Source organism: Kitasatospora sp. NPDC056076, assembly GCF_042266305.1.
GTDB lineage: Bacteria > Actinomycetota > Actinomycetes > Streptomycetales > Streptomycetaceae > Kitasatospora.
On the sequence record NZ_JBHJWG010000008.1, the window covers coordinates 173,333 to 190,722 of the forward strand.

A 17,390-nucleotide genomic window follows, 5' to 3' on the forward strand; every position below is an offset into this window, starting at 1 on the left:
GTAGCGGACACTGGGATGGTGAGCACGTTCCGGTTGCAGCTCAACGAGGTCGAGATCGACCGTCTTCTGACGGGCCGCGACGGGCCCGTCTACCGGTACGTCGCGGCAGCGGCGGCCGAGGTGTTCGCGAACATGCACGCCCTCGCGCCGAAGTCGACGGGGCAGCTCGTCGCGTCGATCGACGTGTCGGAGGAGATCATCCCGGGCCGGGAGGTGCGGATGTCGGTCGGTTCGGACCGGCTGCGGGCCTGGTGGACGGATCAGGGCACCGGTCTGTACGGGCCGCGGCACGACCTGATCCGGCCCAAGCGGGCGAGCCACCTGGTATTCCGGGGCAAGCGCGACGGCAAGCTCCTCCGAAAGAAGTACGTGCGGGGCCAGCACGCGCAGGACTGGGCGTTCAGGTCGCTGCTGCCGCTCCAGGGCCGCTTCATCGTCCGGCGCAACCCCACCCCGATGCCCCCCGTTGGTAGCTTCCGGGCGTGAGCACCGACACCTTCACCGCCCCGGCGCCCGGCTCGGCCTGGGCCGGCATCGTCGGCCAGACCGACACCCCGTCCACCGACCGCTCCCGCACGGTCCTCCTCACGCCGAGCGGATCGCTGCTCGCGCGCCCGCTGCCGCTGCCGCTGATGGCGTTCGACCCGGACGAAGGCGGACTCGTCGAGGCCGGCGCCGTCACCGAGATCACCCTCCAGCAGACGACGATCCACGCCGCCGGCCACTTCCACGACACCGGCCATGGCCGCTTCCTCGCCGAGACGGCCTGGCTGCACGCGCACGGCGGCGTGCCCGCCGCGCTCCAGCTCGACGACGTCGTGACGGCCCGTGCCATCGTGCCGGTCGCGGACGACGATGACGATCCGACCGTGTACACCGTGGTCAGCCAGTGGCGTATCCACGGGATCCTCCTGCTGCCGTACGGCGGCACGTTCCCCCGCGCCCGGATCTGGACGCTCCCGACCCGGGCGCGCGACGCCGTGCCGTCCCCCTGAGCCGCCCCCGCGCGGCCTACGCTGGTTGTGTGACCCCCAGCAGCACGCCGAAGGCACCGCCCCGGATCCTCGCCGACCAGGGCGTCGCTCTGGTCGTCACCAACAGGCTGGGCCAGATCCTGGTCCACAAGGACTTCCACGCCCCCGGCCAGCAGGTCCACCTGTGGCGCGTGCCGTGCGCGCCGCTGCACGGCCGCGAGAATCCCCTCCAGGGTGCCGTCCGGCTCCTGGCCGAGCTGCGCCTGAACGCCGGTGTCGACCCGTCCGACCTCGTCTACCTCTTCGACCTCGAAGGGCTGGAGGAGCCCTCCCGGCGCCTGGCCGTCTTCGCGGCCGGGTGGAGCGGTGCACCGCACGCGGCCGTACGGATGTCGGGCAGCACCGAGACGAAGTGGGTCGGGCCGAACGCCGCCCTGCACCTGGTGGCCAGCTTCACCGCGGCGGCGGTCCTGGTCCGCTACCGCGAAGGCCTCCCGCAGTGGGACCGGGTGCGCGGCATCACGACGCCGTGGAGCGACCCCGTCCTCGAGACTCCCCCGCCCGCTGCCGAGGCCACCGCCCCGGCGGCGGCCTCGGCGGCGCCCGCTCGGGCACCACTGCGCCGCCTGGGGGCGCACCTGGGCGCCGCGCCGGCCTGGCAGGGGCCGCGGCGCATCGAGCGTGCCTCATGAGCGCCGGGACCGCGGTGCTGGTGACGGACCGGCACGGGCGTCTGCTGGTGCACAAGAGCCGCGCCACGGCTCCCCCTCGCGGGCAGCTGCATCCGTGGTCGGTGCTGTGGAGCCCGCCGCGCGGCGCCGAGAACGGCTTGCAGGCCGCGGTGCGGCTCGTCCAGGAGGCGCGGCTTTCGTCGGCGGCGCTCTCCGACGTGATGCAGCTGTTCAGCGTGGACTGCCCGGCCGGCGCGCCCGTGGCGCGGCTCGACGTCTTCGGGGCCTACTGGGACGACAGCCTGGAGCGCCCCGAGTTCCCCGGAGCGGTGGAGGCCCGGTTCGTCACGCCGAACGACGCGACGGTGCTGCGGTTCACGGAGCACCTGGCGCCGGTGGTGTGGCGCTACCGCATGGGCCTTCGGCAGTGGAACACGGCGAGGGGGCTGCCGCCCGAGCTCGGGACGAGCCTCCCGAACGGCTGAGATCCCGGCGCGTGCCGGGGCGTCAGGCCCACGTCGTGGGCGATGACGTTACGGAGCTGCCGATCGCCGCGCTGTGCGGCCAGAAGACAGCGGTGGCGCACCGCTGACGAGCGGTGCGCCACCGTGCTGTGTCTCCCCGCAGGTCAGAAAGGCTTGACCAGCAGGAGACCGCACCCCCAGGTGCGGGAGCTGCCCAGGCCCGTTCCCTGGACGGCGACGAGGGCATCGGGGTCGGTGACCGTCGCGTAGCCCTTCACCCGGTAGACCGTCGCCCGGAATACCTGCTTCTTGCCGTCCTGCTCCGTGGAGGGCTGCGCCTTCGACTGGGACTCCATCCGGGACGGGTTCCCGACGATGAGCCTGTCCATGTCGATGTCGAGACCGGTACGGTCCGCGCGTGAGGCGAGCCATCCGGGTACCTCGCGGTGCCGTGCGATCTGCTTGGCGCCGCGCTTGAAGCGGCCGTCGTCCCGCTTCTCTCGCGACAGGACGTTGCTGACCGGGTTCAGCAGGACTTCGAAGGCCACCCGGGTGCCCTTCTCCAGCTGCACCTGGTCGCCGCTCAGGTTGATCACCTGGTTCGAGACGACCGGCAGCGGGAAGCGGTCCCAGTCGGCATCGGTCACCTCGGTGCCGGCCGGGAAGTACTGCTGGACCATCACCTGCATGGTGCGGTTGTAGACGCGGGCGATGAACAGCACCCGGTTGTTGGCACGCACCGGCAGCGTCCGCAGCTCGGTGGCTCCGACTCCCCACAGGTCGGGGATCTCGGCCGGGTGAAGTCCTTCGACGTCGGCGGTGAACGGCGCGACGACGGCCTTGTGGAGAAGGTCAATGTCGGCGTACGCGGCCCGGACGCCGGGATCCCACATGTCGAGGGTGACGATGTTGCGCCGCAGGAGCGGGGTGTTCACGGTGCCTCCCACAGGCTGTCGATGGGGTCGGCCTCGGTGGTCGGCTGCGCTTCGTCGATCTCGTACTCGTCGGTCGAGGCCGGCGGGTCGACGGGACGCTGGTTCTCGTAGCGCAGGAGGTGGTCCACGTAGCCGGAGCGGAACACCTCCGGGTCGTCCGCGACGGCCTGCGCGCCGGGCTCGCCGGGCGCGCAGGTGGTCCAGACTGTCAGGAGGCCGCGGTCGGCGCGCGGGTGGCGTTCGGCGTCCGCGAGGGCGTCCACCGGGGTGCTGTCCACGATGCCGATCACCACGTCCCCGGTCGGCGGGCAGTTTCGCCGGCCGAGGACGGGAACGTAGACCGGCTCGTCGAAGGCGTCGGCGATCGTCTGGAGGAGTTCGCGGTCGCCGCCGAGCGCCACGGTGAACACGGCATCGGAGAGGTAGAACCGCTCGATCGGGACGACCTGGCGCCCCTTGGGCGGGTACGCGGCGCTCAGGTGGGTGCCCTTGTCCTGGATCTGGCGCGGCGCGCCGTAGGACCAGTTCGTCGGGACGGTCTCGCCCTTGGGGGTGGCCTTGGCCAGCTGCGGGTCGGCGAACATGTCGCCGGCCAGCAGGGGCATCTCGCCGCTTCCGGCGGTCTGGTAGTCGCGCAGCAGGCCGCCGGGGCGGTCGACGCGGACGGCGAAGTCCAGTGCGGCGAGGTGGCTGATGTCGTCGCCGCGTTCGATGCCGAGCGCGGCGGCGCACATGCCGGTGACGCCGCTCTTGGTGGGGTGGGTATGGGTGTCCCGCCAGGCGTGGCCGCGCCCGTACACGCCCCAGCTCTGCATGGGGCCTGTAAGGCTCAGCAGGAGGGACGAGGTCACTTCACGCTCCCGGCGAGGTCTTCGACGGTCTCCACGACGTCGGCGACGGTGCTCGGCAGGGAGGTCTCGTCGACACCGAGGGGCAGCAGCAGGCCGTTGCCCTCGTAGACGCGGGGGTTGCGGCGCACCGAGCGGTCGTGGGCGTGCAGGAGGCGCTCGATGGCGATGGTCATGGTGTCGCGCTCGGGCTCGGCCGGGTTGTAGCGCACGGCCTTGGTGAAGGCGTCGGCGAGGTAGACGGGGCGCCGGCCGAGGACGGACATGACGATGGAGGGGGAGGTGAACGCGGCGGTGCTGGTGCGCTTGGCCTGCGGCATGGCGTTCGTGAACGCGTCGGTGACGGCCTGGACGGTCGTGCGCACGGCGTCCATGTCGCCTTCGTAGCGCTTGGCGAGCATGTCGAGGTCGAGGGCGGCGTAGCGGTAGAAGATTCCGCTGGTGAGGGGGACGCTGCCCATCATGCCGCTGGTGGTGCGCTCGCTGTCGCCGCGGTCCTCGACGGCGGTGAAGAAGTCCGAGACGACGTTCAGTTCGTCGACGCCCATCGGGTGGGCCAGGCACAGCGCGCCGTCGATGGTGCTGCCGGAGACCTCGGCGAGGAAGCGGCCGTAGAGCGCGAGGTCGAGGTTGCGGTTCTCGTCGAACTGGTTGGTGACGCGCTCGACGGTGGCCTCGGGGGCGCCCTTGCCGATCTGGATCTCGTCCCAGTCCTCGGAGATGACCTTGGCGACGCGCTCCTCGGCGCCTTCGGGGAGGAACAGCATGACGGCGGTCTTGCCGCTGTCGTTGACCTTGAGGCCGCGGGACTTCATGACCTCGTAGACCTTGGCGACGGCTTCGTCACGGTCGTGGCCGAGCTCCACCAGGGCGTCGATGATGAGCTTGGGCAGCTCCTGGGTGCGCATGGCGTGGGTCAGGTCGCCGGCGCCGTTCGCGCGGTTGTAGCTGCGCATGTCGCGCTTCCACGACTGGGAGGAGTTGCGCAGCCGCAGGGTGCCACCGATCTTGATGGTCTTGGGCTCGCCGTCGTCGCCGCGGTTGAGGAGGTTGGCGGGCAGGGCGTGCAGGGCGTGCAGGGAGAACTTCACGACTGGGTGTCCTTGTCCTGAGTGGAGCGGTTGGTGTGGAAGTCGCGGGACCAGGCGAGCCGAACGGTGTCGGCGCCGGCGCCCCCGAGGTTGGTGAGGTCGATCGCGAGGGTGATCCAGTGCGGCGGGTGGCCGTCGGAGGGGATCCGCGCCATCAGGGCGCGCAGCGGCTCGACGAGGTCGGTGAGCGTGGGCGCGGTGAGGCAGCGGGTGAACGCGTCGACGGCGGGTCCGAACTGGGGCCCGTAGCCGGTCTTCTTGCTGCCGATCTGGCGCGCGGCGCGCCCGATCGAGGTTCCGGGGCGCCCGGGGTGCATGCTGTCGGCGCTGCGGTGGAACTGGGCGAAGCACATCGCGGCGAGGGAGAACGCCTCGAACTCGTCCGCGGTGGCGTGGCGCACGACGTTGACCGTTCGGGGGGTCCACGTCGGGATGCGGCCCCACTGGGTGAGGGCGTTGAGGGTCGAGATGTCGCGGGAGTGGACGACACGGGCCAGGTCACGGGCGAAGGCGGCTGCGCGGTCTTCGAGGGTGACGAGGGGGGTGGGCGCTGTGGTGGTCACGCTGCTTCCTCGGATTCGGGGGCGGGGGTGGCCTTCTCGGCCTTCGTGGCCTCGCGCTGGCGGCGCTTCTCGGCGCGGTCGCGGGTGCCGGTGACGGCGGCCGCGGCGGAGGCGCCGGCCTGGTAGCGGGCGGCCGGTTCCCACGGGGCCGCCCCGACCTCCAGGGCGGCGTCGCCTTCGTCGGCGAGGTTCTTGCAGAACGCGTCGATGGTGAGCGTGCCGGTGAACAGCTGGGGCACGTCGCGGGCGAGGACCCGGGTGAACGCGACGCCGGTGGTCTCGCTGACGCGCTTGGCGACGTCGCCAGCGGAGTTCGTCGAGGCGTGGACGGCCGCGCCCACGGCGAGGGCGCCCTTGTAGATCGTGGAGCGCTGGTCGAGGATCGCCTTGTCCACGGCCGTGGCCTGCTCGCCGTAGAACGCCTTGACGGGCAGCGGGACGGTGCCGACCACGTGGCCGTCGATGCGCGACTTCTGGGTGGCCTGCCCGATGACGGTGAGCCGGACGTGGCCGCGCTGCGCCTCGGGGAGGTCCTCGAGTGCGCCGAGGAGGCCCTTGCGTTCGGGGGTCGCGGCGGCGGAGAGGACCATCCGCCACACGGGGCGCTTGGTGGAGACGTTGAGCGGGATGTCGCTGTCGTCGAGGAGGGTGTGGGGCACGAGCGCGGGGTCGGTCGGCTCCTTGGTGGCCGCGTCGTCGCCGCCGCCGGCGCCGTACCGCTCGCCTTCGCACATCATGGCGCGGCGGATCAGGCCGTCCTCATCGGGCAGCAGGATCATCGAGCGGCACAGGAACGTCAGGGCGTCCACGGTGCCGTCCGGGGTGCGCTGCGCGCCGATCGTGCGCTTCTCGCGGCTCGTCCAGCTGTAGTTGAACGCGCCGAGGTTCGGCACGGGCACCAGGTTCAGCGCGATCGTCTCGGCGAGGGTGCGGCCTTCGGCGTAGCACAGCGGGCGCCGGGTGCAGACGGCGAGCTTGCCGGTGCGGGCGACGGCGCCGAAGGGCTTGGCCGTGAAGGGCTGGATTCCGCCGACGCTGTACATCTGGCGCGCGAGGAGCGCGACGGCGGCTTCCTGCCAGGTGAGGGCGACGCCGCTGTGGGAGTGGCGGTGGTCGAAGAGCGTGGGGCCCTCGCCGGCGGCGTGCGGCAGCAGGATCGTCGCGGGCTTGACGACGCCGGGCTCGTCGACGACACCGCGCATCGCGGCGTTCTGCGCGAAGGGGTGGCTGGGGTGGTGCAGGTCGAAACGGTCGGCGTTCAGGCGCAGCCACTCGGCGACCTTGGGGCCGTCGAGGCCGGCGGCGTGCTGCTGCACGTAGGCCCCGTGGCCGGCGGGCGATCCGAGCGCGGTGTAGGCGATGGCGAGCATCAGGCGCAGGGTGGCGCCGCGCTGGAGCGGGTGCGGGTCGCCCAGGGCGCCGACGCGGTGGGCGTGTTCGAAGGCGTCGGCCAGTGAGAGCACCTGGCGGCGCCCCTCGGTGTCGATCGTCCTGAGCCACGGATCCGTGGCCAGATTGGCGCTCAAGTCCCCTCACATCCTGTCCTGTTGAGCACATTGGCTACTGCCAGTGACCGGAACCATACAGCCTTTTGGGCTGTGGTATCAAAAGAACGGAATGAGTTAAAAACTTTCACGAGCGGACTGCTATCGTGCGTAGCGTGATCTGGCCTCAGCGTTACGGCGATGGTCACCGACAACGCCGATTCCCCTACTCATCAGGGGAAATCGAGCGTCGGTTCCGCAGCGGCGGAGATCATTCGTCTTTCCGTTCGGTAGAACCCACTCTCCCGCAGTCGCGGGCATCTCCCGCGTCCGGGCACCGTGTTCACGCCGTGCCTGGACGCGTCCCGCACGGCCCGCGCCAGGCGCCAGCCGTGCGCGTGCGGTCCCTCGGGGGGACACTTTCCGTCAACTACTCCTGTCCGCCCGGCGCCGCGAGGGCGCCTCGATGATCGACCCGGGGAGAAGCCCGTGGCACAGCTGCGCCACTACCAGGAGACTGCTGTCGGGAACGGGGTCGCGGCGCACCGCACCGGCCATTCCCGCGTGCTCCTTCCGCTGCCCTGCGGGACCGGCAAGACGTTCACCACGCAGCGCCTGACCGAGGAGGTCACCGAGCTGGTCGAGGCGCCGCTGTGGTGCGTCGCGGAGCCGAGGATCCAGCTGATCGCGCAGACGTTGAAGGCGTGGCGGCGCGAGACGCGGCGGCCGTTCACGGCGGTGGCGATCTGCTCGGACAAGAGGATCAGCGACGACGACGTTCCGGACGCGCTGGCCGAGCTGGCCGACCAGGTCACGGTGACGACCGATCCCGAGGAGGCCGCGGAGGCGATCTGTGCCGGGCAGGCCCGCGGCCCGGTGCTCGTGCTCACGACGTACGCGAGCCTGCCGGTCCTTGAGGAGGTCCTGGTCCTCGTCGGCAGGCTGAACGTGTTCGTGCTGGACGAGGCCCACGGCACGGCCGGCGTGAAGGACAAGGCGTGGTCGATGGCGCTCGACCAGGAGCGCATCCCGGCCGACTTCCGGATCAGCGCGACCGCGACGCCGAAGATGGTCCAGGCCGACCCCAACGGCGGCGACCCGGTACCGGTGTTCTCCATGGACAGCCATGAGGCGTACGGGCCGTCGATCAGCGAGTACTCCTGGCGTGACGCGATTCGTGACGGCTACCTGTCGCCGTACGAGGTGCTGGTGTACGCGGTGACGAGCAGCGAGGTTCAGGCCTTCATCGAGCAGACGCCGCAGGGTGAGCTGGAGGACGGCACGTACCTGGACGTGGAGATGGCCGCGGCTCAGATCGCGCTCGCCCGCGCCGCCCGGGAGAAGGGCATTCGCTCGGTCCTCGCGTTCCACAACCGGATCGAGCAGTCCGTCGAGTTCACAGCGCAGTTCAGCCGGGTGATGGACCTCCTCGACCCGTCGCAACGCCCCGAGGAGGACGTGCTGTGCCTGCACGTCGACGGGACGAAGAGCCACGAGCAGCGGTCGGCGGCGCTGTCGCTGCTGGGCAACCCCCCTGAGGGGAAGTGGGTGGTGGTGTCGAACTGCCAGGTGTTCAACGAGGGAATCGACAGCCCGGCGATCGACGCGGCGATGTTCGTGCAGCACCGCAGCGGCCACGGGCCCATCACCCAGGCGGCCGGCCGGGTGATGCGCCCCAACGGCCGCAAGGCGTACATCCTGCTGGCGGTGGTCGTGCCGGATCCGGAGACCAGCATGGTCAGCGCGGAGACGGCGATCACGGCGTCCGCGTTCGCGCCGGTCTACCAGGTGCTCACCGCGCTCGCCGAGTCCGACGACCTGATGTACGAGTGCCTGGCGCGGATGCGGCAGATGGGACCGATGTCGCCGCAGGACATGGAGGAGGCCAGCGGCGGGCTGGTGCGGATCATGCTGCCGGATTCGATTCCCGCCATGATGGCCCGGCACATCACGACGCACGTGGTCGAGCGCACCACCAGCAGCTGGTTCACCCTGCTCGCGAAGACCCGCGAGTTCTTCCGGCAGCACGGCCACGTCCACCCGCGTGCCACCCAGACCTTCGGCGGCTTCCAGATCGGCCAGCGGCTGCGGTCCCTGCGCCGCCAGCATGCGTCGGGGCGCCTGGACCGCCGGGTGGTGCGGGCGTTCGAGGGCCTGGGCCCGTGGTGGGAGTGGACGATCGCGATCCCGAAGTCGCGGCCGAGCGAGGACGAGCAGGCCCTCGACGCCATCGGCCGCTACCTGGCCAAGTACCCCGGCGCCGAGATCCACCGCTGGACGCGCTTCCCGACCAGCGACGGTGTCGACTTCCCCATCGGGATCTGGGTCGGGAAGATCCCCCACCGCCGGGTCGCCGAACGTACGTTGAGCCGTCTTCGGGAACTCGTCCCCGGAACGGTCAAGTGACCGGCACCGCGCCGGAATCGTCCGTACCGCACCGTTGACGAAGGGGCCACCGCTACCGTGGTGCCTCACCCGTCACCCGGGTGATCGTCTCGTCCTCGACTAGCTGGAGTCACGAGACAGCACCACGGCCCGCACGCGCGGGAATCGGCCCTGATGGCACACCAACCAGGCTTCGGCAGGGAGCCGGCCCGCACAGCGCGGGCATCGCACGTCCATCACCAGGAACGGTGGCCCTCGTCGGGGTACCGGAGCCTCGCACCGCGCGGGCATCGCACGTCCATCACGAGTGAGCGTGCACCTCGGTGATCGTTGAGGCGCCGCAGAGCGGCATCGTCCGATCTCGGGCACCATCCACGCCGGTGGACTACCGGCCGGCCCGCACCTCGCGGGCATCGCACGCGATCACCCGGACTCCGACGTCCGGCTACCGCCGCCGGCACCCTGGTCCCGTCCTGGACGCCGGATCCTCCTCCGGAGACGCACCGGTTCCGGGCCAAGCGCCCGGGACCAACTGGTCCCGACCCCCGGCAGTACCGGGATCGCCTCAAGTGGACCAGCTCCTCGGCCTGTTCGAGGAGTCGCGCCTCAACGAGCCCGCAGCGCGCGGGAATCTCGAAGCGGGGCTCTGGCTGCTGCCAGAGCCCCCAGTGCGCCTGCGCCGCACCCAGCGAGGGGCGCACACCACAACCACTGACCAGGACGCTCCTCCCACGAATCGGATCTCTCGGGGATCCCCCGAAACGGTGCTGTGCGCCTTGTACGGCACGGGAGTTGTCCCCCGTTCGTGAACCTCGCATCACTCACCGTGTGCGCACCGCTACGGTGTCGCCCATGGCACAGATCCCGACCTTCCGATCCCGCGTCGTCCGCGCGGGCATCGCCCTCGCACTCGTCGTCGCGCCGCTGACGGTCGAAGCCACGACCGATCACGCCGCGGCCCGGACACAGGCAGCCATCAGCTCCCTCAGCGGCCGAGACCGAGACGACCTCCAGCAGGCCGTCAACGCGCAGCTCGCGGCAGGTAAGGGCGGCCGGCAGACCGCGCAGAACGAGATCACCTATCCGGACGGCGCAGTCGTGGTGCTGCCGCTGCCCGGCTCCGATGTGGCGCCCCGTTGGAGTGGCGACCACCGTGACCTGCGCATCACCACGGATCCTGACTGGCACAACTGCCCGACACCCAGCGGCAGTGAGCCTTCGTACTACTGCTTCTACTCCGAAAAGGACTGGGGCGGCCGGCGCCTCCAGTTCAATTTCGCCCACGAGGACAAGCCGGTCGATTTCAACGACTACGGCTTCCGTAAGCAGACTTCGGCCTGGGTCAACACCACGAGCGGCCTGGCCATCGTCGTCGACAAAGATGCCGGAAGCGGCAAGTGGATGTTGTTGTGGCGTGAGGAACCACAGAGCATGTCGCGCACCGTTGCCCAGGACAAGGCCGCCGATCGTTTCTGGGCCGTCCGCGCCTAGCGACACGGCTGTCCGCCCGCTGGACAGGCGCGTTCATGACGAGGGACCCCGGCACCAGCCGGGGCCCCTCGCCATGTTCGTCGGCTTGAACGCCGGGTGTCAGGCCGTGTCCTTCACGGGCCGGATGAGACGGCGACGACGCGCCGCGATGTTGCCCATCTTGCGCGGTCCTGCGGCCCGCGCGTCCGGCTGGATCTCCGGAGCCTCTATCGCCTTGGCCAGCAGGTCCCGGACCAGGGGATTCGTCGCGAAGAAGTACCGCGCGTTGATCTGGTAGGCGCCACCGCCGCCGAGCAGCAGTTTGAGCCCGGCCAACCGGCGCGCCGCAACGTACACCGTGTTCGGTACGACACCGATCGCCTCGGCGGCGACCTTCGCATCCAGGTGCTTCACGTCCAGCAGGAAGCCGTTGCGCTCCATCCAGTCGAGCAGGCTGCGCTCAGCGGCGGAGAGGTTCAGGCTGTACAGCGGCGGCGCGCTGACCATGGCGGGATCGAACTGAATGGTCATCGGTCTTCTCCTCCCGTGGTGCTCGGGTTCGCGGTGCGCTTGGACGTACGCCGGGACTTGGCCGGCGGAGTGGGAGCCGCGCTCACGGACGGCGGATCGAGCCGGGCCACCGTGCGCACCTGCTGCGCCCCCTCCCCCTCCCAGAACCGCCGCGGCGTGAGGCAGTAGGTGGCGCTGCGCGGAGCGGTGCGCAGGACGATCGCCATCTTCACCAGGCGGGCGAGGGAGATCTTCACGTTGTGCTCGGAGCACCCGATCTCGGTGGCGATGACCGCGTTCTTCACCGCGATCGGCCCCGAGGACGCGCCGTGTTCCTTCAACCAGTCGAGGATCGCCCACTCGTTGGCCGTCAGCCCGAGCGAGTAGAGCGGGGTGTCGGCGCCCTTCGACTGCATGGTGAACGCCTTGCCGTCGAAGCTCGGCGGCGTCCTGGGCATCACCTTGACCTGTTTGACCTGCTCGCCGGTGCCCATGTCCACCAGTGCGAGCTGGCCCTGCTGCGCCTTGCGCGGCATGCACTCCCCTCCGTCGCCTTTAGGGTGCGTTTCCGCACCCTTCTTATCTGACTACACACCCTTACGGCGGCAAATTCCGTGGTTGCCGTATCGCCAACACTACCCTCGCTTGAGCATGCGAAGGCAACAGGACGCCCGCCACATTTGGCATGGCCATGGTGACTTTGGGGCTAAGGGTGCGCTTCCGCACCGATACGGGTGCGCAAGCGCACCCTTACGCCAGCAAAAGCGCTGGTCAGGGGCATGAATCAAAGTATTTAAGAACGCGCACGCGTGATAGCACAGGTCACGACCGCCGAGCAAGCTCGGCACGGCAGGCTGCTGCGCCGGGCGCCCGGCGCAGCGTGCACCACCAGGGTGCCAGGCCCAGCGGCGCGAGCGCCGCAGCCGGGGCCAGCCCCGACATCCCCGCCCGGGACCGCGCCCGGGAGCGCGCTGGGGACAGCAGTCCCCAGACCCCTGGCGCCCGTTCGCCCTGAACGCCGCCGGACGCGCCCGGGGGGCGCTGGCGGCATTCAGCCAGTCGCGCCCGGGGGCGCTCCTTGACGACGGGAACGGCAACCGGGGCGAAGGCCGGCACGTGGCTGGGACGAGCCGCCTCCGCATCTCGAACCGGACGGTGCCCGGTCCAGGGGGTGACCACGCCATGGCCAGGGCACCACCCTCCCGAGCAGGACCGAACGGTCACCAGGGGAATGGGCCACCCGGGGGACAGCCAACCGGGACGTGATCACACCACCCCGCACCTGTCCCCGGGCCTTCCTACCGTCGCCAGCATGGACCACTTCTCGATCGACGCCGACGAAGGCTACGTCGCCCCGGACATCCCCGACGCGAACCTCACCATCGGAGGCCGCACCTACAAGCTCTCCTCCCCCGAGCCGTCCGTGTGGGCGGCCGTGGTCGGCATGGAGGACGAGGCGTCGGAGGAAACCGCCCTGACGTTCCTCCAGGCGACCATGAGCCACGCCGACTTCGCCGAGCTGCGCGAGCGCGTCAAGGACCCCGAGGACGCCGCTGTCGACGTCTTCAAGGTCATCCGCGCGACCACCCTGATCGGCCAGCGCTACGGCGACATCATCAGCCAGCACTTCGCCGCCCTCGACGGCCCGAGCCTCAACCGGCGCCAGCGCCGCGACCAGCAGCAGGCCGGCACCACCAGCATCCCCACCACCGGCCGCGGCACCCCGCGCAAGGCCGTCGCCGGAACCCGCAGGACCCGCTGATGTTCGGCCGGCCAGTGGACGGCTCCGGGCTGTGCTTCACCGTCGACGACGTGTTGCTGTGCCTGGAACCGTTCACTGGCTGGCAGGCGGTGGGCTGGGCGTCCTCCGGAGCGTGGGCCGAGATCATCCCCAAGGCCCTCGACCCCGACTCCCTCGACGCCGTCTCGCAGTGGCTGTCCGACCCCGACGACCCGTTCAACCTCGCCCAGTGCCACCGCATCGCAGTCGGCCTGGCCGAAGAGATCTACGGCGTGCCCTGGTGGGCGGCCGTCAGGCTCTGCTCGACCGCCGTCAGCCATTGGAGGGCCTACGCCCCCTGGTGCACCGCCAAGGCGTTCGGCCCAGAGAACTCCAGCGCCACCATGATCTGCGCCTCCGTCCTCGCCTGGCTGGCCGACACCTGCGAGCAGAAGGAGGACTGGTCACGCATGGAGGCGAAGATCTTCACCCCGCCGGCCTCCGCCCGGGGAACACAGGCCGCCCCGATGATGTCCGTGGACGACTTCGCCGCCCAGATGGCCCGCATGCAGGCCGCGGGCGAGGAAGAGGATGACGACTGATGGACGACGGCGAAGACTACGAAGCGTTCAGCCAGCTCCCCCAGGTAGACCGCGCGGTGATCTCCTGCGCCAACACCGTGGCCACGACCCCGGCCGCCGACCGCGACCGCCTGATCCGGCGCCGCACCGGCCTGAGCGCCACCCGCTTCTACCAGGTCGCCGTCCGCCTCGCCGACGACCCCTCACCCCAGGCCACCGCCTGCTGCTCCCGGCAGCTCGCCGTCCTGCGCACCATGGTGGACCGGGCCCGGCATTCGCGCCGCGTCCTCGAAGAGCGCGCGCCCGAGCGGCGGTACCGCTTCGCCGTGCCGACCGACGACGTACCGACCGGCGACCTACTCTGAACAGCATGGACATGAAGCGACCCACGCCGCCGCCCCTGGCTCACGGGGTCGCGGTCATCGTCACCAACCGCGCCGGCCAGGTGCTCCTGCACGAGCCCGTGCGCGCCGGGAACTCCGCGCGGCGCTGGGCGGTGCACGCCAGCAGGGTCTTCGGCCACGAGAGCGTCCTCCAGGCCGCGGTGCGCGTCGTCGGCGACGCCGCGCTCACCACCGTCGAGCCGACCGACGTCGTGGAGCTGTTCCAGCTCGACCAGCTCCCCGCACCGCTCGGGACACTGTCGGTGTTCGCCGCGCTGTGGCGCGACGCCGACCGGGACGGCGCCTACCAGATCCCGGCGGCGCTGCGCGCCGAGTTCTTCGACGTGGCCGACGCCCGGGTGGTGCCGGCCGGTGCGTACACGGCCCGGGTGCTGGAGGTGTACGAGTCGGGGCTGAGCGAGTGGAACCGGCTGCGGGGCATCACGTCGGCCTGGGCTCCCCCGACGCGCCAGCAGACCTTCGACCCGATGCGGCGCCTGACGGCACTGCTGGACCCGAAGACGCCGAGGCCGGGTGCCGCAGGCCACGACGACGCCCAGGAGCCGGCCCTGCCGCAGGCCCCGGCGGAACCCGTGCGCGCGGATCGTGTCGATCTGGCCGGTGTCCTCGCCGCACAGCAGTGGCAGCAGGACCCTGGAGGGGCCCGTGTGGCGCCTGCGGGGCGACGCCCGAAGCGGGAGCGCCAGATCGAGCTGCGAAGCCTCCTGAGCCCCCATCGGGGCGCTTAGGTCTCTCGCAGCGGTCTTCGCTGCTAGCATCCGGTACAGCGTCCCTCGGGGGCGCCCCGCCGAGCCGCTGGTTAACGGGCCGGGCAGGCGGGCCACCAGGGAGAAGCGGGTCCCCGTGGTGTGGAGCGACGAGCAGCAGGCCGTCTACCAGGCGTACGGGCGGCTGGGCAAGGCCGTCTTGGAAGCCGTCGTCAATGCCCGGATGCGTACACGGGAGAAGGACATCGAGGTGGTGTTCCACCCGGGCGACCGTGCGCCGTGGGTGGCCGGGTGCGGGCTGCTCGGTTACGTGGCGGACCGGATCGAGGGCAGGAAGATCACCTACTCGGCCGTGGCGCAGCCTGGGCAGCCGGTTGCCTATCTTCCTCGGCTGGGGCGCTACCTGCGTGCCGGTGAGGATCCGGCAACGGTCTGGTACCCGAGGCCGCGGTGACGTGCGAGGCGTGGGCGCGTAAGCGAATTTGATGATCATCCGGCGTGGTATGTCCGAAGTCGTGATCAAAATCGGCCAGTCGCGGTAACGTGCTGGCGGCCCCGAACGTGAGATAGACGCCCGGGGCCGCGACACAGGAAGAGTAACCGATGACCGCGACCCTTCTCGGCCCACTGCCGACCAATCGTCAACTCCTCGAAATCGTAGGGGAGTTGGACACAGAGATCGTATTTCAGGACTGGCGTCCCACCATCCGGCTGCCCCGGACGTTCCTGCCCATCCCGACGCCGGGTACCGAGCAGATCGTCATCGTGGTGGCGAATCAGAAGGGCGGTGCGGGGAAGACGACGACCGTCGTCGAGCTGGCCGCCGCCTTCGTCGCCGCAGGCCTGACGGTGCGCATCATCGACGGCGACCCGCAGCTCGAAGGGTCGCTCGGCGACTGGATGAACCCGGTGCTGCCCGAGGGAACCACCCTGGAGACGATGAAGAGCCTCTTCGACGTCTTTAAGCGCACCGCCACCCTCGACGAGGCCACCTACCCGACCAGCGTCCAGGGCCTGTACATCGTCCCGTCGCTGCTCAACCTGGGCATGGTCGAGACGGACAACACCCTCGTCGGCCGCGAGACCGTCCTAGCGATGGCCACCAAGCAGTCCAAGCTGCCCGTCCACGTCAACATCATCGACACCCCGCCGGCCCTCGGGAACCTCCTGATCGCCGGCCTCACCGCCGCGAACACGGCCATCGTCCCGCTGTCGATCGGCGGCCTGGACAGCAAGGCCATGGCGAGCCTGAACCGCACCATTTCCCTGGTCCAGACCATCCACAACCCGGACCTGCGCGTGCGCGGCATCGTGCTCACCGCCTGGGAGAAGAACAAGCTTGCCCGCGACATAGGAGAGCAGCTCTCCCTGGACTACCCGGACGCCGTGATCCTCCCCGCGCGCAAGAGCGTCCGCACCGCCGAAGCCCCCCTCACCAACACCCCCACCCGGGTGTACGACCCGGAGGGGCAGACCGCCTCCGACTTCGACCAGCTCGCCCAGATCCTCCTCGCCAACCTCCCGCGCCAGAAGAGCCGCCGATGACCAAGAACCCGCGTCCCGTCGTCCAGAGCAGCGTCGCCCCGGCAGGAACCGGGCCCGTTCTCGGCGCACTCATGAACGGCGCCCCGGTGCCGGCGCAGCACAACGGCGCCCCCGCGGCTCCCGAGACGTTCAAGGTCGACGTACTGCCACAGCTCTCCGCCATCCCGACCGCGAGCGTCGGCAAGGACGGCAAGATCACCAAGGAAGCCGTCGAGGCGCTGCGCACCTGCGAGCGGAACATCCGCGAGGGCTCCAACCTCGGACGCCGCGCGTTCTGGGTGATCGCCGCCTCCGCCCGCGCGATCAAGGGGGGCAACCTCAATCTCGTCGAGAAGCTGAGCTGGGAGGAGTACGTCCCGGCCCACCTCGGCCACCTCGGGATCTCCCTGCGCACCATCAACAGGTACATCGTCGGCCTCGACGTCGCCGAGGTCCTGGAAGGGCCCATCGAGGAGGGCAAGGAGTACTCATTGATCGAGTCGCATGCCCGGCCGCTCGGCGACGTCCTGGAGGTCAACGGCGAAGACGCCGTCCGCGAGGTGTGGGACGAGGCCGAGAAGCGCGGCGACGGCAAGGTCACCGCGGTGCTGCTCACCGAGATCCGTGACGAACTCGGCTACGGCAAGCAGGAAGGCGAGGCGCCGCGCTCCCGGAAGTCGATCGAGCGGCGCCCCCCGGCACCGAGGCCCCGCAACGAACGCCTGGAGAAGCGCACCGAGAAGCTGATGGAGCTGTCCGGGCGCACCAAGAAGATCCAGCGCCGGGAGCTGGTCGACAACCTGCTCGACCTGCTGACCGAGAACGACGAGCTGCTGAACCTGGTCGCCGAACGCATGAAGGTCGAGTCGGAGGACTGACCTGATAGGTCCCTGACGGGCCGCCATCCCCGCTTCGGGGTGGCGGCCCGTTCGCATTGCCGGGGGGTCGGGACCAACTGGTCCCGACCCCCCCCCCATGTACGCCGCCGCAGGGGTTTTTTCCAAACCGGCGCGCGGGTATAGCGGCCGAAGGGTGGTAGCACTACGGCCAACCCCGATG

At 70.4% G+C, this 17,390-nt stretch carries 20 protein-coding genes; 13 read left to right on the forward strand and 7 right to left on the reverse strand.

Annotated features, from left to right (window positions below; all coding sequences use genetic code 11):
* Positions 1 to 15: 15 nt before the first annotated feature.
* The 4 genes from ACFC1T_RS09635 to ACFC1T_RS09650 are packed head-to-tail and all read left to right on the forward strand — an operon-like array spanning position 16 to position 2,130.
* Positions 16 to 486, forward strand: coding sequence for a hypothetical protein (locus ACFC1T_RS09635; protein WP_375885779.1), 471 nt, complete (start codon positions 16 to 18; stop codon positions 484 to 486).
* Entirely contained in the window at positions 483 to 995 is a 513-nt protein-coding gene (locus ACFC1T_RS09640; protein ID WP_375885781.1) for a hypothetical protein, read from the forward strand. The genes ACFC1T_RS09635 and ACFC1T_RS09640 overlap by 4 nt, the downstream gene beginning before the upstream one ends.
* Before the next feature lie 29 nt (positions 996 to 1,024).
* Positions 1,025 to 1,666 (forward strand): hypothetical protein, encoded by a 642-nt coding sequence (locus ACFC1T_RS09645; RefSeq protein WP_375885783.1) that lies wholly within the window; start codon positions 1,025 to 1,027, stop codon positions 1,664 to 1,666.
* The gene (locus ACFC1T_RS09650; RefSeq protein WP_375885785.1) at positions 1,663 to 2,130 is read left to right on the forward strand and encodes an NUDIX hydrolase; all 468 of its coding nucleotides are present in this window, start codon (positions 1,663 to 1,665) and stop codon (positions 2,128 to 2,130) included. Before ACFC1T_RS09645 ends, ACFC1T_RS09650 begins: the two co-directional genes overlap by 4 nt.
* Before the next feature lie 143 nt (positions 2,131 to 2,273).
* Here the strand turns inward: ACFC1T_RS09650 and cas6e are convergent, their stop codons facing one another.
* From cas6e to casA, 5 genes are read right to left on the reverse strand one after another with little or no spacing between them, the layout of a single operon-like run.
* Positions 2,274 to 3,044, reverse strand: a complete 771-nt coding sequence (cas6e, locus tag ACFC1T_RS09655) for a type I-E CRISPR-associated protein Cas6/Cse3/CasE (RefSeq protein ID WP_375885787.1) — start codon at positions 3,042 to 3,044, stop codon at positions 2,274 to 2,276.
* Entirely contained in the window at positions 3,041 to 3,895 is an 855-nt protein-coding gene (cas5e, locus tag ACFC1T_RS09660; RefSeq protein ID WP_375885789.1) for a type I-E CRISPR-associated protein Cas5/CasD, read from the reverse strand. Before cas5e ends, cas6e begins: the two co-directional genes overlap by 4 nt.
* Positions 3,892 to 4,983 (reverse strand): type I-E CRISPR-associated protein Cas7/Cse4/CasC, encoded by a 1,092-nt coding sequence (cas7e, locus tag ACFC1T_RS09665; protein WP_375885791.1) that lies wholly within the window; start codon positions 4,981 to 4,983, stop codon positions 3,892 to 3,894. Before cas7e ends, cas5e begins: the two co-directional genes overlap by 4 nt.
* The gene (casB, locus tag ACFC1T_RS09670; RefSeq protein ID WP_375885792.1) at positions 4,980 to 5,546 is read right to left on the reverse strand and encodes a type I-E CRISPR-associated protein Cse2/CasB; all 567 of its coding nucleotides are present in this window, start codon (positions 5,544 to 5,546) and stop codon (positions 4,980 to 4,982) included. The genes cas7e and casB overlap by 4 nt, the downstream gene beginning before the upstream one ends.
* Positions 5,543 to 7,072, reverse strand: a complete 1,530-nt coding sequence (casA, locus tag ACFC1T_RS09675; RefSeq protein ID WP_375885795.1) for a type I-E CRISPR-associated protein Cse1/CasA — start codon at positions 7,070 to 7,072, stop codon at positions 5,543 to 5,545. Before casA ends, casB begins: the two co-directional genes overlap by 4 nt.
* A 447-nt stretch (positions 7,073 to 7,519) precedes the next feature.
* Here casA and ACFC1T_RS09680 point away from each other — a divergent pair, with 447 nt between their 5' ends.
* Together ACFC1T_RS09680 and ACFC1T_RS09685 are read left to right on the forward strand one after the other, a co-directional pair.
* Complete coding sequence (locus ACFC1T_RS09680) at positions 7,520 to 9,436, forward strand: DEAD/DEAH box helicase family protein (protein ID WP_375885798.1); 1,917 nt, start codon at positions 7,520 to 7,522, stop codon at positions 9,434 to 9,436.
* 831 nt (positions 9,437 to 10,267) lie between these two features.
* On the forward strand, positions 10,268 to 10,906 hold the full coding sequence (locus tag ACFC1T_RS09685; protein ID WP_375885800.1) for a peptidase inhibitor family I36 protein: 639 nt from the start codon (positions 10,268 to 10,270) through the stop codon (positions 10,904 to 10,906).
* Positions 10,907 to 11,005: 99 nt separating this feature from the next.
* Here the strand turns inward: ACFC1T_RS09685 and ACFC1T_RS09690 are convergent, their stop codons facing one another.
* Together ACFC1T_RS09690 and ACFC1T_RS09695 are read right to left on the reverse strand one after the other, a co-directional pair.
* Positions 11,006 to 11,416, reverse strand: a complete 411-nt coding sequence (locus ACFC1T_RS09690; protein WP_375885803.1) for a MarR family transcriptional regulator — start codon at positions 11,414 to 11,416, stop codon at positions 11,006 to 11,008.
* Complete coding sequence (locus ACFC1T_RS09695) at positions 11,413 to 11,931, reverse strand: MarR family transcriptional regulator (protein ID WP_375885805.1); 519 nt, start codon at positions 11,929 to 11,931, stop codon at positions 11,413 to 11,415. Before ACFC1T_RS09695 ends, ACFC1T_RS09690 begins: the two co-directional genes overlap by 4 nt.
* Positions 11,932 to 12,707: 776 nt before the next feature.
* Between ACFC1T_RS09695 and ACFC1T_RS09700 the strand changes: the two genes are divergently transcribed.
* From ACFC1T_RS09700 to ACFC1T_RS09730, 7 genes are all read left to right on the forward strand, one after another.
* On the forward strand, positions 12,708 to 13,157 hold the full coding sequence (locus tag ACFC1T_RS09700) for a hypothetical protein (protein WP_375885807.1): 450 nt from the start codon (positions 12,708 to 12,710) through the stop codon (positions 13,155 to 13,157).
* Positions 13,157 to 13,717, forward strand: a complete 561-nt coding sequence (locus ACFC1T_RS09705; protein ID WP_375885808.1) for a hypothetical protein — start codon at positions 13,157 to 13,159, stop codon at positions 13,715 to 13,717. The genes ACFC1T_RS09700 and ACFC1T_RS09705 overlap by 1 nt, the downstream gene beginning before the upstream one ends.
* A complete protein-coding gene (locus ACFC1T_RS09710) occupies positions 13,717 to 14,061 on the forward strand; it encodes a DUF3263 domain-containing protein (RefSeq protein ID WP_375885809.1) in 345 nt (114 codons plus the stop codon). Before ACFC1T_RS09705 ends, ACFC1T_RS09710 begins: the two co-directional genes overlap by 1 nt.
* A 5-nt stretch (positions 14,062 to 14,066) precedes the next feature.
* Complete coding sequence (locus ACFC1T_RS09715) at positions 14,067 to 14,828, forward strand: hypothetical protein (protein ID WP_375885810.1); 762 nt, start codon at positions 14,067 to 14,069, stop codon at positions 14,826 to 14,828.
* Positions 14,829 to 14,943: 115 nt separating this feature from the next.
* Positions 14,944 to 15,261 (forward strand): hypothetical protein, encoded by a 318-nt coding sequence (locus tag ACFC1T_RS09720; RefSeq protein ID WP_375885813.1) that lies wholly within the window; start codon positions 14,944 to 14,946, stop codon positions 15,259 to 15,261.
* A 212-nt stretch (positions 15,262 to 15,473) separates the two neighbouring features.
* A complete protein-coding gene (locus tag ACFC1T_RS09725; protein ID WP_375885816.1) occupies positions 15,474 to 16,352 on the forward strand; it encodes a ParA family protein in 879 nt (292 codons plus the stop codon).
* Positions 16,349 to 17,209: a hypothetical protein gene (locus ACFC1T_RS09730; protein WP_375885818.1), complete on the forward strand. Its 861-nt coding sequence runs from the start codon at positions 16,349 to 16,351 to the stop codon at positions 17,207 to 17,209. The genes ACFC1T_RS09725 and ACFC1T_RS09730 overlap by 4 nt, the downstream gene beginning before the upstream one ends.
* Positions 17,210 to 17,390 lie beyond the last annotated feature (181 nt).